Source organism: Cytobacillus oceanisediminis, from assembly GCF_003182355.1.
GTDB classification, from domain to species: domain Bacteria; phylum Bacillota; class Bacilli; order Bacillales; family Cytobacillaceae; genus Cytobacillus; species Cytobacillus oceanisediminis_A.
Genome location: NZ_QGTW01000006.1, coordinates 85148 through 100135 on the forward strand (window position 1 = coordinate 85148; position 14988 = coordinate 100135).

14 protein-coding genes and 1 riboswitch are annotated in these 14988 nt (G+C 42.1%); of the genes, 2 read left to right on the plus strand and 12 right to left on the minus strand.

Annotated features, from left to right (window positions below; genetic code table 11):
* Positions 1-40: 40 nt before the first annotated feature.
* The 9 genes from DFO73_RS12735 to DFO73_RS12770 all read right to left on the minus strand — a co-directional run bounded on the left by DFO73_RS12735 (position 41) and on the right by DFO73_RS12770 (position 9948).
* A complete protein-coding gene (locus DFO73_RS12735; protein WP_110065133.1) occupies positions 41-2770 on the minus strand; it encodes a glycoside hydrolase family 2 protein in 2730 nt (909 codons plus the stop codon).
* Positions 2771-2788: 18 nt separating this feature from the next.
* On the minus strand, positions 2789-3622 hold the full coding sequence (locus DFO73_RS12740) for a carbohydrate ABC transporter permease (protein WP_110065134.1): 834 nt from the start codon (positions 3620-3622) through the stop codon (positions 2789-2791).
* 18 nt (positions 3623-3640) lie between these two features.
* Positions 3641-4597, minus strand: coding sequence for a carbohydrate ABC transporter permease (locus tag DFO73_RS12745; RefSeq protein ID WP_258309446.1), 957 nt, complete (start codon positions 4595-4597; stop codon positions 3641-3643).
* A gap of 82 nt (positions 4598-4679) precedes the next feature.
* The gene (locus tag DFO73_RS12750; RefSeq protein WP_110065135.1) at positions 4680-5972 is read right to left on the minus strand and encodes an ABC transporter substrate-binding protein; all 1293 of its coding nucleotides are present in this window, start codon (positions 5970-5972) and stop codon (positions 4680-4682) included.
* 243 nt (positions 5973-6215) lie between these two features.
* On the minus strand, positions 6216-7136 hold the full coding sequence (locus DFO73_RS12755) for an ArsR/SmtB family transcription factor (protein ID WP_309043086.1): 921 nt from the start codon (positions 7134-7136) through the stop codon (positions 6216-6218).
* Positions 7137-7741: 605 nt separating this feature from the next.
* Positions 7742-8056 (minus strand): hypothetical protein, encoded by a 315-nt coding sequence (locus DFO73_RS29330; protein WP_258309447.1) that lies wholly within the window; start codon positions 8054-8056, stop codon positions 7742-7744.
* A gap of 67 nt (positions 8057-8123) precedes the next feature.
* On the minus strand, positions 8124-8489 hold the full coding sequence (locus DFO73_RS29335; protein WP_258309448.1) for a hypothetical protein: 366 nt from the start codon (positions 8487-8489) through the stop codon (positions 8124-8126).
* Between the two features lie 221 nt (positions 8490-8710).
* A complete protein-coding gene (locus DFO73_RS12765; protein WP_110065136.1) occupies positions 8711-9142 on the minus strand; it encodes a DoxX family protein in 432 nt (143 codons plus the stop codon).
* A 20-nt stretch (positions 9143-9162) separates the two neighbouring features.
* Complete coding sequence (locus DFO73_RS12770; protein WP_110065137.1) at positions 9163-9948, minus strand: dioxygenase family protein; 786 nt, start codon at positions 9946-9948, stop codon at positions 9163-9165.
* A gap of 237 nt (positions 9949-10185) precedes the next feature.
* Between DFO73_RS12770 and DFO73_RS12775 the strand changes: the two genes are divergently transcribed.
* Positions 10186-10725 carry a helix-turn-helix domain-containing protein gene (locus DFO73_RS12775; protein WP_110065324.1) on the plus strand — a complete coding sequence of 180 codons (540 nt, stop codon included), beginning with the start codon at positions 10186-10188 and terminating at the stop codon, positions 10723-10725.
* Positions 10726-11041: 316 nt separating this feature from the next.
* Here the strand turns inward: DFO73_RS12775 and DFO73_RS12780 are convergent, their stop codons facing one another.
* The gene (locus DFO73_RS12780; RefSeq protein ID WP_110065138.1) at positions 11042-11929 is read right to left on the minus strand and encodes a phosphotransferase family protein; all 888 of its coding nucleotides are present in this window, start codon (positions 11927-11929) and stop codon (positions 11042-11044) included.
* Between the two features lie 604 nt (positions 11930-12533).
* Positions 12534-12674: riboswitch (cyclic di-AMP (ydaO/yuaA leader) on the plus strand.
* A 147-nt stretch (positions 12675-12821) separates the two neighbouring features.
* On the opposite strand from DFO73_RS12780, the gene DFO73_RS12790 reads away from it, so the two are divergent.
* Complete coding sequence (locus tag DFO73_RS12790) at positions 12822-14048, plus strand: dicarboxylate/amino acid:cation symporter (RefSeq protein ID WP_110065140.1); 1227 nt, start codon at positions 12822-12824, stop codon at positions 14046-14048.
* A 37-nt stretch (positions 14049-14085) separates the two neighbouring features.
* Here DFO73_RS12790 and DFO73_RS12795 read toward each other — a convergent pair whose 3' ends face one another.
* The gene (locus DFO73_RS12795) at positions 14086-14439 is read right to left on the minus strand and encodes a YunG family protein (RefSeq protein WP_110065141.1); all 354 of its coding nucleotides are present in this window, start codon (positions 14437-14439) and stop codon (positions 14086-14088) included.
* Between the two features lie 151 nt (positions 14440-14590).
* Positions 14591-14830, minus strand: coding sequence for a hypothetical protein (locus tag DFO73_RS29340; protein WP_309043091.1), 240 nt, complete (start codon positions 14828-14830; stop codon positions 14591-14593).
* Between the last annotated feature and the right edge of the window lie 158 nt (positions 14831-14988).

Sequence of the window (14988 nt, forward strand, 5' to 3'; positions counted from 1 at the left end):
AGTGCCCGCCCTTCCCGTGCAGAAAGGCAGGCACTGTTATTTATACTGTCGCCTGTTCTTCCATCTTAAAAACTTCCTTGGTATCCAATATTACCAGGGTGTCAACTACCTGCGTGGCAATCGGGTGTTTTCCATAGTTCTCCTTTAGTTTCCAGGTGGTTAAAGTAATCGTCCCTTTTCCGTATTTCTGGACCATGATCGAACCTCCAACCTGCCCAACCCATCCCTGGAAATAGCCTGAAAGTATTTTGGAGGACTGAGCCAATCCCGGACTTCCGAACATATTTATGGACCGGCGGCTGCCCGGCTTTTTATAATCGCTGAAAGGCACGACATAGTCCGGAATGAGCAGGTCGGCTTCCCAGCCCATTTCCGGGTTTATAGGAACACCAGGGAAATAGCCTGGATTTACAAAATTAAAGGATGAAGCCCGCGGCCAGCTTTCCCCGGCAGGAAGCTCCCTAAAAGTAAAGTGTCCTTTTTCCTCAATCCTGTCTCCTTCTTCAGCAAGAAAAATCACTTCCCCGCCTTTGTGGACAAAATCGAGAACCTCCTGATCAAGCTGATCTGTGAGGACTGGAACTCCTTGGCTGAGGTTACTGTTCACTTCATAACCATTTAAAACCAGCTCCGTCTGCAGTCTTCCCGATGATTCGCGGACGGAAATTTCTCCTCTTTTCTTTACAACTCTCGGAGTAATCGTCATTTCTTCCTGATTTACCGCCAGAATTTGATCGCCGGCCTTCAGAACCAGCTTGAGCTCATGGAAGCCCGCAGCTTCCACTTCCGGAACCTCGAATGAAATCGCGTCTTCAAGCCTGATGATCGTTTCGCCGATTGAGCGGACCGGCACCGCCCCGCTTGCTTCCAGACCGGAGATGGACCAATGAACGGAAGCTTCAAATTCTTTCAAATCGTCATTGCTGATCACAAGGCCCAAGGAAACCTTCTCCCCTGCCCATACATTGCTCGCCATTTTGTCGACCATCACGGTTAAAGCACCATTAAAGTCAATCAGATTCTCGAAGCCCTCTTTTGGATTTCGAAGGTAATCCAGCCAGCCATTTGTCTCCCACTCAATATCCGTAAATTCGGTGACAACATAGCCTGCGATCTCCGGGCGTTTCCTCATTTCTTCAATCACAGATTTCACAGCTCTGAACATTCGCTTCTGCGATGTTACAGCCAAATCTTCAAAGGTATCAAAGGTTTCATTCAATTGGTATTTGGTGAAATTCTCCATGCCTGTTGTCGGCTTTTTATAGTCCTCTTGGTGAGATTCTTCCCCTTGGTTAATGAACCACCAAGGCTCTTCGCCATAATGTTCTTTCAGCTTGTCAACGCTCGGCAGCCCCCAAACCCCAAACTCGGAGACAATGATCGGCTCTCCATTTGACTGATAGCCATCCACAAAATTTTGATCCGGATTGCCGATCACGAATTCATCCAGGTCTTTTTGCCATGCCTCCAGCTGGTCGGGACAGACAAAGTACCTGTGATGGTCATTAATATCGGTTTTCACATGTGTCCAGCCTGAGTTGTCGCAAATAAGCCTTGTTGGATCGAGTGCCTTTACATAGTCATACATTTCTTCGACATGCTTCTGCTTCACCGGGTCATTGGCCAAATCCCACTCCAGGCCCCATTCCTCGTTATAAATGGACCAGATCAAAATCGAAGGATGATTGAAGTCCCGGTTGATCATCGCCGTCAGTTCATTTTGAAATCTCCTCGTTGCCTGCGGAGTGAATTTCACATAGTTTGGCGGTTCCGCCCAAATCAGCATGCCCATCCTGTCGGCCCAATACAAATACCTCGGGATTTCGACTTTGATATGCTTTCTGAGCATGTTAAAGCCCATTTGTTTGGCCAGCTGTATTTCTTTTTGGATAAATTCATCAGACGGAGCCACATAAACGGTATCCGGATAAAACGCCTGGTCCAATGCTCCCCGGATATACACCGGCTTGCCATTCAACATCACCCGGCCATCCTCAAAAGACACCTTTCTCATGCCGAATGGAAAAATCTGCGAATCTTCTTGAAGCGTCACTTCCAAGTCATACAAATGCGGGTTGTCCATATCCCAAAAGATTGGGTTAGGGATGGAAAGAATATATTCGCCCTGGTTTTCGGTTATATTCACTGTTTCTGTCACAACCGACATATCAGTCGAGAGATGATGGCGGACGGCGAATCGAACCTCTGACCCTCCCGATAAATCCCCATTTATAATGTAGTTCACTTTAATTTCACTAGTATCCGTATTAGGGGTCACCTGGACAGCTTCGATAAAAGCGGCCGGCCTGCTCTCTATGTAAACACTTTGCCAGATGCCGCTGACCCGCGTATACCAGCTTCCTTGCTTGCCAATCGGAATCTCGGCATTATCCTCGGGATCAAAAACCCTCACAGTTACTTTGTTTTCTGCATCCTGGACGAGGTAATCCGTTATTTCAAATTCAAACGGAGTAAATCCGCCTTCATGCTCCCCGACATACTGTCCGTTCAGCCATACTCTTGCATGATAATCGACCGCACCGAAATGGAGGTAAACCCTGCCTTCTTTTGCCGGGAAGGTGAAGATTTTCTCATACCATGCCGCGCCGTTATAGCTGACAAGGCTGCCTCCATCCCTTTGCCAAATGTGCGGCACATTCACATCATTTCCTTCAGGAATTCCGGCTGTCTGCCAGTCCCGCCATTCTCCTTCATCCTTCTTGTCCGGCCTGAAATTCCAGACCCCATCCAAACTTAGTGTTTCTCTCATCGCTTTTGCCTCCCGCTTTTATTTAATTCCTGTCATGGTGATTCCTTTGATAATGTGTTTCTGGAACAAGATAAATACGAGCAAAGCCGGCAGACTTGCCAGCATATTGGCCGCCATCGGAATCGTAAGCTCTGCCGCATATCCGCTTTGAAAAAGCGGGATGCCGATTGGAAGAGTCATCATCTTTTCATCGCTGATTGCCAGAAATGGCCAAAGAAAGTTGTTCCATGAACTGATAAAAGTAAAAATGCCCAGTGCTGCCATTGACGAACGCGATAATGGCAAAAAGATGCTCCACCAAATCCTGAGTTTATTCGCACCATCCATTTCGGCCGCTTCTACAAGTTCTTTTGGAATGCCGTCATAGAATTGTTTCAGGATCAAAACCCCCAGGGGAGCGGCAATGCTTGGAAAGATGATCGAGCTATAGCTGTTCACAAGGCCTGAATCGACCATCATCAGGAACAATGGAATAATCGTGGCCTCAGTCGGTACCATAAGGCCTGCGATAATGATCCAAAAAACCAGCTTGCTTCCCTTGAACGGGATTCTCGAAAGTGCGAACGCCGCCATTGAAGTCAGGAGCAATGTTAATGCCGTAGTCACGACGGCTATATAGACACTGTTCCATGTCCACCTCCAAATCGATGCATTCTCCGAAACATATTGGTAGTTGTCCATTGTAAAAGGAGGTTTTATCAATTCTGTCAGTACGGTTACCGGGCTGCCGTCCGGCTTTATTGCGGTGATCACCATCCATAACATCGGTATCAGCCAAATCAATACAAATGAGTAACTAAAGATATAAAGAAGGATCCTTCCTAGCGTAACTCTTGGTTTAACTGCATTCATTTTTTCTTCCCTCCTGCCCTAGTCTTTCTTGGCCATAAATTTAAATTGGATGATGGCAAACAGGACCATAACCAAAAAGAGTACATACGACATGGCAGATGCCAAACCCATTTCATTCGTACGGAAGCCTGTTTCATAGATGTACTGCACAAGCGTCCTCGTCGAGGTTCCAGGGCCGCCATTTGTCATCAGGTAAGACTGTCCAAATAATTTAAAAGATGCAATCGACTGGAGGACGACCACCAGCAAAATGACGCCTTTCAATGAAGGCAGTGTAATATAGCGGAAACAGTGCCAGCTGTTGGCTCCATCAATGCGGGCAGCCTCATAAAGATCATCCGGAATTTCCTGCAAGCCTGCCAGAAACAGGACCATGTTGAACCCTACCGTCCACCAGATCGTTGCCAAAAGAATCGACAGCCAGGCAAGATTGGCACTGTCCAGCCAGAAAATCTCCTGCGTCACGCCCAGTGTTTTAAGAACGGAATTCATCAGGCCTGTATACGGCTGGAGGACGAATACCCAAATGCTGCTGATCACCGAGATTGATAGAATATGAGGAAGGAAAAATGCCGATCTTAGAAACCCGGTGCCTTTTAGTCTTGAATTTACGATTAATGCCAGCAGAATCCCGGCAATCACCAAAGTCGGGGTTGAGATGACGACAAAGTAGACGGTGTTCCCCAAGGCTTCCCAGAAAAATCCATCCTTAAAGATTGCTTGATAATTTCCAAGGCCCACGTAGGTCCTTTCGTTGCCGATCGTCCACTGATATAAGCTGATGATGAATCCCTTGATAATGGGATACAACATGAACCATGAATAGAATAATAGATAAGGCGCCAGGAACAGCCATGCAAATAGGTTGAGTGACAAAGCCTTTTTGTTGGCAATCAGACTTGTCATTTTACCCGCCCTTTTATCGATGATGTGTCCCTTCCCATCTTTTTTTACAGGTACTGTAGGTTCCACCATGTTAACCTCCTTCTATCAAACATGCTGCAGATAGCGTTATAAGAAAGGAAGCCCCATAAAGGGGCCGCCCTTAAAGCATCATCTACTTGGCAAGCAAATCATTTACTTCTTTTTCCGCCTTGTTCATTACTTCGTCAACCGATGCTTGTCCATTCATCACAAGATCAAAGTTTGCTCTCAGGATGTCGCCAATCGGGAATAGCTTTTCAGAGTTCGGCATGAAATTCACATCATCGACAACCTGGACGTAGTCACTGCGATACTCCAGCTCTTTGAACTCAGGAGACTCAATGACTTCAGGCTTACTTGGAACATGGCCGGCTTTTGCCCACATGGCTCCATTTTCAGCAAGCCAGTTGGCAAATGTTGCTGCCGCTTCCTGCCTCTTTGGATCTTCTTCTTTCTGGACCGGAAGCACTAGGGTATGCGAGTCGCCCCAGGTAGCTTTTTGGTCATAAAGCTGCGGAATGGTTGTTGCACCAAAGTCGAGCCCTTCATTTTTTTCAAATGTTCCGGTAGACCATACTCCGTTAAAATTAACAGCGGCTTTTCCCGCGGCAAAAATTCCCCCACCGTTTTTCACGTTTTTCGGCCAAAGCTTGTCCTCATGGACTAGGTCGGAGATAAACTGCAATGCTTCTTTGCCTTCCTTGTTGTTAAAAGCTGCTTTCTTGCCATCCTCGCTTAACAGCTTTCCGTCCATCTGGCTGTACAGGGACCACCACATCCAGAAAGGAACGTTGCCGTTTGAAGTTCCGACAAAAGGCATCACATCTGCCGGCGCTTTTTGTTGAACCTGCTTTAGAAACTTAACGAATCCTTCGGCGCCCGGCTTGATTGCAGGTTTGCCATCGCTGTCCAAAAGACCGGCATCGCCAAGAATTTTTTTATTGTAGAACATGATCATTGCATGAGTATCAAGCGGAAATGCCATGTGTTTTCCTTCAAACATCGTGGCATTCAGGATATTCTGGTTAAAGGAATCCCACTTGATCCCGGCATTTTCAGCGATCGGATCAAGGTCGGCAATCATATTGGAAGGAACAAGCTCTCCCAGTTTTGACGTGTGGGCAACCGCTACATCAGGTGCTTGCTTGGAAGCGACTGCGGTGCGAAGTTTTGTATAATACTCCTCCCACTTCAGGTTTAGCATTTCAACTTGAATATCAGGGTTGGTTTTATTGAATTCTGCGACCATTGCTTTCATAAAGTCGCCGTCTCCGCCGCTGAACGGAACCCAATACTTCAATTCAATCTTTTTGTTACCGCTTTCATTTCCATCATTGGAGGATGCTGATTCTTCTGAGCTGCTGCAGCCTGTAAAAACTGTTAATACGAAAAGCATCATGACCATTACTAACTTAATCCTTTTCAACCCAATTTCCCCCTTAAAATATTAGTGATATTTCTGAATATTATTATAACATGTTTGCCGGAACCATTACAGTATTTTATGTAATAAAAAATAAAAAAATAATATAGTATTTTTTCAGATTTACATGCTGCAAGGGCTGGATTTAGGACAATTTTCAAGCGTTAAGCTAAGGATTTACGGTGTTTATAAAAAAAGCTATCGATTTTGCCGATAGCATTTTTCACCCATAGCTGAATTTCTATTTTACTCTTTATGGGAATAGTGGAGCTTCATGATAATCCCTTGTTCATAATTTCCAAACCGATGGCCGAACAAATTCATCCCTCCGGCATTTACCGCATTTTTTTTCACGCCAAACTTAATTGAAATATAAGGCTTCGCATGAATGGATAAATCCTTAAGGGTAACGTCCGACTGCTTCACCCCATCAATAAAGGAGCCGTGCCGATTGATTGTCCAGGTTTTTAACAGGCCATATTGAGTATTTTCTGTCAGCCACCATTTTGGCGTGAGAAACCCTCGCTCTCCCCCAAAATCACTCGGGCTTGTCCATGTTCCAATTTCAATCCCGTTTACCCAAACGGTAATATCCGAAGGCCAGTCCAGCTTGTGATAAGGGGCCTCGGAGCACAGTTCCGCCATGATTTCCAAACGCTCCTCTTTGCCTCCATAAGGAATCCTGTTAGGAAACCTGTATTCAATATAGCCGCTACGGAACCAAATCAGCTGGGCCTCTTTTCTTTCTGGCTCATAAAAAGACCTTGGCTCATCCATCATCCCTAAAAAGGCCGAGTCACTCACCAGCCCGCAAGTTGGCCCAATCTCACAATCGGCAAACTCTCCAATCGGCATATCGATGGTAATAATATTCTCATCAACCTGCTCTTCCTTCCTAAGGTTGATCACAATCCGATCATATTTCTTGGAGCTTACCTTCTGCATGCCACGCCCAGGAACGAGCTCTGTTGAAATTAAGCATGCGTCCTCGAGTTTCTTGATATTCGCCGCAGCAGTAGAAAAAGGTAATTCCATCATCTCCGAAAGGTCATTTACATTCATCGGTCCTTGTGTCAGAATATCCAATATCGTCATCCTATGCTCATTCGACAGCGCTTTACATATCTCAATTGCCTCTCCTAATGTTAATTGCAGCGTCCTCATCATTTTCTCCTCTTCCATCATTTGAGAATATATTACCATAAAGAAAGAAAAGAAGCATGGGGACGGCTCTCGTTGCTTCCCTTTAAATGAAAAAAGAAGCACGAGAACCGTCCCCACTTAACCTTATTCTTTGAAATCAGCAGCTTTTCGATCACGGATATCAATTTCCTTTATCAAGTGTATCCCTCATTTAAGTTTTCTTTTAAAATTAAATTCTATACCAATGAAAATATTCCTCTATCATGTCAAAGGTTCAGTCCCATTTTCTTTGGACTAATTGATACTTTCCAAATAAAATGATGGAAAAAAGGGGATAAGGATGAAACTGAAATATGAAATCCTACCAGAGGATAACATCGAGTATTGCCGGGATTAATGCAATGAGCTGATGGCCTTTCAGAAATTGAAAGCTTACATCAGCTTTTTGACAGCATGAATTTTGAAACACGGATGATTCCTTCCGGAAAAACTGCCTTAAAATTATATTGTTGTCTTGAAAGATGATGAAGGTTATAGAGAATTGAAAAAGACTTTTTATATAACGAGTAAAAGGCGTACTACTCTATGTAAGGAGTACGCCTCATTAGAAGCACCTTTTTCTGATTTGATTAGATATCCCATGCTTCCTTCAATAAACCAATCCCTTCTTCTATTTCTGAAAGAGTTAATCCCCCAAACCCAAGGATTACTTCTGATTTCTCGTTATTCTCCCCATCGTAATAGATTGATAACGGATATACCTTTACACTTGCCTTCGAAGCATTGCTTATTAACGTGCCTTCTGTCATACCATTGTTAACTTCAAGAACAATATGGAGGCCGGATTTTCCCCCAATTACCTTTACATTGTCACCTAAATGCTTCTTGATGGATGATATTAGAATTTCATGCTTTTTCCGATAGAGCGTCCTCATTTTATTCAAATGACTTTGCCATCCCTCAATCATAAAGCGATAAAGGGTATCCTGATGAAGCCTGGATGCTGTTTGTTTATAGAGTGTAAAATGATTCTGGTAAATCTGCATTAGCTTTTGGAGGCAAAACTAAATAGCTAATCCTGATTGAAGGGATCAATGATTTTGAAAAAGTCCCCAAATAGACTACTTTCCCTTTTGCATCCAGCCCCTGTAAAGATGGAATCGGCTTCCCGATATAACGGTACTCACCATCATAGTCATCCTCAATAATATAACCGTTGTTATCTTCTGCCCACATCAGCAATTCCATTCGTCTCTTGATGGGCATAACCATTCCATAGGGAAATTGGTGTGAAGGGGTTACATAAACAACACTGGCACCGCTTTTTCGCAGCGATTTAATATTAATCCCATCTGCATCCAGTGAAATTGGAATCATCTTAATACCCTGATGCTGAATACGGTTCTAGTTCTATGAAAACCAGGATTCTCCATTGCCCAATTAGCAAGCACAATAAACTAATAAGAGCCTGAGTTCCCGCACCAATAATAATTTGGTCTGCGGTACATCTTACCCCCCTTGATGCAAATAGATAACCTGCAGGTTTCCCTCAATCCCATAAAAAAGGCATTACCTCTGTATGAAGTAATGCCTTTAGCTTATTGAATGGAAGTAGAATTGCTGCTGTTTTCTTTCGCTCTAAAAACCATCTGATCTAATGCAAATAATTTGGAGCCTGTAATTGCAATTGCCGCAGCCATTGCAAGAAGAGCAAGGTCCAGTTCATATCCGGCCCCTTGGCCATTGCCGAGGAAACCTCCCGCTAATTTCACTTTAATAATGGCACCTGCCATGAGTAAGACGAATAAGGCAGATACCGCCCTGCTGAATAAACCAAGTACTAATGCAATTCCGCCGACCAGCTCAATAGCAGCAACAACTGTTGCCAGGAATCCTGGCAGGCCAATACTTGAAAACCATCCCGCTGTGTTTTCAATTCCGCCTTGAAACTTTACTAGACCATGGACAAAGAATGTTAATCCCAAAACAACCCGTAAAATAAGTGTACCTACTTCATATTTGTTATCCAATTTATATTCCTCCTATTATTTTAATAGCCAAATTGCCACACACTGTGGCTTAAATTTCCATATCGATAGCTTCGATGCAAAAGTTTGGCGGCCCTTTCTTGATCGGCCGCACCCATTGCATAAAAAAGCGGAATGAAATGTTCATTTCCATATGCCGGAACCGCGATATCTGCATTCGGGGCCAAAGATTTGTAGTTGAATAATGATTCCAAATCCCACTCGCTAATATGTTTTTCAAGCCATTCTTCAAATTCAAGCGCCCAGCTATCGACCGAACCATTGTCCTTGAACATGTTTACTGCTCCAAGGTTATGAACCGTGCCACCGCTCCCAATGATCAATATATCCTGCTTCCTTAATGCCGCCAAGGACTTACCAATTTTATATTGTTCCTCAGGTGTGAGCTTTGGGTTAACTGACATTGAAATGACTGGAATGTCTGCTTGAGGATAAAGCATCCTAAGAACAACCCAAGCACCGTGGTCCAAGCCTCGCTTTTCGTCGACTTCAAAAGCGATCCCCTGCTTCGTAAACAATTCCGTAATTTCTTTTGTGACTTCTCTTTTGCCTTTAGCAGGGTACTTAATCCGGTATAACTCTTCCGGAAATCCGCCAAAATCATAAATCGTATCAAAGTCATTAATATCACTTACTTTTTGAACTGCTGATTCCCAGTGAGCAGAAAATAGAATAATCGCTCTTGGCTTTTCCAATGAAACGCCCAAGGATTGCAAAAATTGAGTATATATATTTTTTTCAATCGCAAGCAATGGTGCTCCGTGGGCAATAAAAAATGATGGCATCATCGTATTATTCCTCCTTTTTTAATTAATATAAAAGCCACTTCGCATCTCAAATGGCACCCGCGTTTCTTTATAGAGATTAAAGATTCATATTAGATAACAAAAAGACAAAAAAAACGATTGTTTCTTCATATGAATATTAATTATCTATAAGATAACAAGAGTCCCTCTAGATTGTCAATTATTTTTTTGCTAATATATAAATATGTTTTTTATTAGGAAACTCCTGAGGTGATTAAACTGGACATTGGAACAAAAATACGGGCAATCAGAAACCGCAAAAAAATCACCATTGCACAGATGTCTGAAGGGACGGGATTATCAAAAGGCTTCATCAGCAATGTGGAAAATAATAATACATCCCCTTCCATTAATACTCTGAGTACGATTGCAGAATTTCTTGGCGTCCCGCTTCCCTATTTGCTGCTGGAGAAGAAACAGCATATGAGGGTCGTCCGCAAAGAGGAAAGAACGACTTCGACTTTTAACAACTTAAAGATAGAACATTTAACGTCAAAAGGCGGCCTGAGGATGATGATTGTTGAATTTCCGCCTGGAGCATCCATGGGTGAACAACATGCCCATGAAGGAGAAGAGTGCCATCTCGTGCTCGAGGGAAAAATTTTGGCCGAACAAGGAGAAGATTCATTTATTGTTGAAGCCGGCGATTCCTTCAGCTGGAATGCAAGTGTACCGCACTTCGCCAAAAACGTTACTGATGAAAAAGCCGTGGTCTTAATCTCCGTCTATTCTAATACTGAATTGAATGATGTTCTATAAAAAGATGCCCTTGAATGAGGGCATCTTTACTTTATTTGGATATACCGCACTCTCCCTTTTCATTCCATACCTCAGTGTTTTGAAAGCTACACACTTCACATAGTGACTGCAAAACAAGCAAAAAGCTGCCAATTAATAGTATTTTCTTAACCTTTCTGATACACCTGCAATCAATAAAGCTACAGAACCCACAAATCAATAACCAATATGCAAGTCCGAACCAATACCCCATTCACTCTGCACCCTTGCCAATTAGTACATGCCCAGCTCTGTCCGGCATTTTATAGTTTTGTATTTTGAAAATTTCCGATTTCATCTAGTCAATCGCTTGGGATATAAACCAGTTGATTTTTTCCTTCATGGTTTTTATAGTATTTTCATCAAGTCCCCATTCCGTAACCTTGGATAGACGTAATGCAGCCCATAGATCCCAGTAAGGCAGATTGGAATAGTCAACTTCTGTCATGGCCGATTTATATTGTTCAGTAAAATAATTCATAGCATCTTTTCCTAATTGAAAAAGAATTTCCAAACGTCCATTCGCCAAATCTGCAAGCGGGTCACCTATCCACGCATCTTCCCAATCGATTATGGATACAATCTTGCCATCATTCCACAAAATATTACCTGGCCAGTAATCCCCATGCAGCAAGACATCAGTATTTCTCCCGGGAAACGGAAAGACTGACGTCAGCGCTGCCAGAACCGCGTTATCAGCGTCAACTTTCTCCAGCATCTCAGCAAACCTTTCTTCCTTTCTAGGCAGAAAGGATAATTTATATTTTGAGATGTCCAAACAATGGATTTTTGCTAATTCCACAGCTAGAAGTTCCAAATAACCCTTTTCCATGTCATCAGGAATTTCAGTTGTTCCCTCTATGAACTCTATTACTAAACATGGCCTGGAAAAAATCTCTCCAGTATTTTCAAGATAATACGGTGACGGGACTGGAATCCCCTCTGATTTTAAAACCTTTAGCAACACTAATTCATCAGCGGCTATGTTGGGATTCCTTGAAAAATCAGCATCCCCATGCTGGCGGACCACCATTTTTAAAATATGCCCACAAGGCCTAACCACTTCAAGACCTTTTACTTCCGCTGAAACTCCGCCTTTTAAATCCCATACCTTATTCAGCCTGTTACCCGGATGAATTTTCCGTACTAAAATTTCTAACTTATTCTCCTCGTTTGGCCTGCGCATGCATATCCCCCACTAAGATTTATATCTTATTTTATTCTATTTTTTCTGCAAACTTCCTTGTTTCTACTCTAAAGGGCTGACCTGCCCAGGATCGTATTAAAAGAAATGGTAGACATTCTGCAAATACTTGTTATAATTCTCTAAGATATTAAATGAAAAAGGGTGTATTATGGGGAATACTTGCAGATATGTCGTTAGCGCTACAGGCAAAAATGGGGAAATGTATTATACACATTGTAAGGATAAGGCAGAGCTAAGAAAATGGCTTTCAGAGCACCAGGAGCAGGTAAATATGAAAGATGTAAAAATTAAAGACAAGAATAGACATCCATTATTAAGATGGCTGAACTTTTAAAAATAAATATTTCAACGTAAAAGGCAGCTCAAATTAAACTAATAAAGTTTAATTTGAGATTCGTATTTTGTGATTTATAACAGAAAACAAATAGGACAATAGGTTTAACTTCTAATTTATAAATTGACAAACTTAAAAATTCATATTAAATTACTATCAGGACAATAGAAATAGTTATAACCCCGAAAACGGCAAAAACACTAAAACTAACCACTTCTCAACAACCTAATATTATACAAGAAAAATTTTATAAGTCATTCGCTTAATCTTTTGAGCGGGGGAACCATTTGTACTTATTTTATAAGTATTTGGGGTGAATCCTTTTTTAAGGTAGGGTACTCTCAAGACCCGAACCCGACAGCTAACCTCGTAAGCGTGTTGAGAGGAAAACACGGCAGTTTTGCACAGTGGTTTTTGCCTCTGTGTTTTTTTATGGCCAATTTTAGGGGAATTCATCTGAATTATGGGTATTATAGGAAAAATAAAAATTCTCGCTCTTGTATTTCTTTGTATATTTAGCTATTGGAGGTAATCGTCATGAAGTTATCAACTAAAATTATTATTGCCCTGATCGCTGGGGGAATCACAGGTTTGTTCATTAATATATTTGCACCTGGCATTTTCCCGCAGCTGGACCAATTTATCTTCACTCCGCTTGGAAAGATATTTTTAAACCTTATAAATATGCTTGTTGTTCCGATTGTATTCTTTTCAATTACTCTGGGAACTGCAGGTCTTGGCGATCCGAAAAAACTAGGGCGGATCGGTATTAAAACGATTTCATTTTTCCTTTTAACTACAAGTATAGCCATTATCATTGGCCTTTCCATTGCAGCTATATTTCAGCCGGGAAATGTTGGAGAATTTGATATAACGAATGTGGAGTATGAATCAAAGGAAGCTCCCCCTGTTTCTGACACACTATTAAATATTATTCCAACCAATCCAGTAAAAGCTTTCGCTGAAGGAAATATGCTTCAGATTATTGCATTCTCTGTATTTGTCGGTTTTGCCCTGACAATGCTTGGAAGCAAAACAAAAGGAATATTGAATTTAATTGAACAAGGCAATGACCTTATGATGTATCTTGTTAATCTGGTAATGAAATTTGCTCCATACGGAACTTTTGGCCTCATTGTTTCCGCTGTCGGCAGCCAGGGCCTTGATGCCATCAAAGCGATGGGCCTATATATGATCGTCGTCGTACTTGCACTAATTGTACATGCCATCTTGACTTATGGAACTTCAGTAGCCGTCTTTGCAAAGAAGAGTCCCTTATGGTTCTTTAAAGGCTTTGCACCTGCAATGGGTGTTGCATTTAGTACATCAAGCAGTAATGCCACTTTACCGATTTCCATGAGCACAGCCCAGAAAAACCTGAAAGTGCCGGAGTCCATAAGCAGCTTTGTCCAGCCGCTCGGCGCCACAATCAATATGGACGGAACAGCTATTATGCAGGGTGTCGCCACGATCTTCATTGCACAGGTATTCAACGTGGATCTTACCTTCACACAGATAATCACTGTTGTCCTAACAGCTGTTCTTGCAAGCGTTGGTACTGCTGGTGTACCGGGAGTCGGCCTAATTATGCTGGCTATGGTCCTGAATTCAGTTAACCTGCCGGTCGAAGGTATAGCCTTAATTATCGGAATAGACCGCCTGCTTGATATGACACGTACAGCCGTCAATATTACTGGTGATGCTGCATGCGCTGTTATTGTGGCAGAAACTGAGGAAAAAAGAGAAGGACTTAAGGCAAATTAATAAATTGAGGCCGGCACTGTTTCTCAGTGCCGGTTCTTTATTGATTAAAATAAAGGAATACAGATTTTCTCAAATAAGCATATTGACTTTCATTCGTATCAGCATAAGCTTCCTCCCGGTTTGAAGGAAGATCCATATAATCAATATCCTCTTTGAACTGGGAAGCTGTAAAGTCATACCGTTTACCATTAATAGTGTTATAGAAATGCCAGCCTTTACTTAACTCCGTTTTCTTTATATCTCCACCAAGTAGATCATTTACAACCAAAGCAGTCACCCCGCATTGGCCATTCGCTGGATTTTCACTGGTCCACTTGGAGCTTGAAGTTAATGACCATGATTTTGTTAATGCTTCCATTAACTGTTCGATGTTTAGTAATTTATTAGACATATCTTTTTTTACCCCTTGTATCCTATATATGTACCTCCAATTAAATCATGCAGTCCCCTTCCATCTTTACGGAAAATAATCATTATAATACTGACGATCATTGATATTACAAAAGTTAGTCCCATAAGTAAATAATGTCCAATCACCTCTGTCAAAACATATTACCGAGAGTGAGATTCTGGTCATCTATATACCTTTTAATCCCTATCTTAAAAATTCTCTTGCCGATTACATAGCCAGACCAAAAGACAGGCGTTATAGTTAAGTAAGCTATATAGATCAATTGCCAGGTTAAGCTGTCCTTCCAGGTAACAATGAACTCCCCATAAATGATATAATATCCAATTGCACATACAAACAAGATCAATAAGAAGTCCAGAAAACTGGCCAATAGCCTGATTCCAAATCCTGCTGGTCTGTTAATACTCCTTATTACCTCCCCCTCCGAATCTACATTTTAGCACAATTTCCCAATATAAGTTAAATCCATGAAGGACAAAACTCCTTGAAGGGAAGACCAAGATATCCTTCATTAAACCTCTGAGGGAC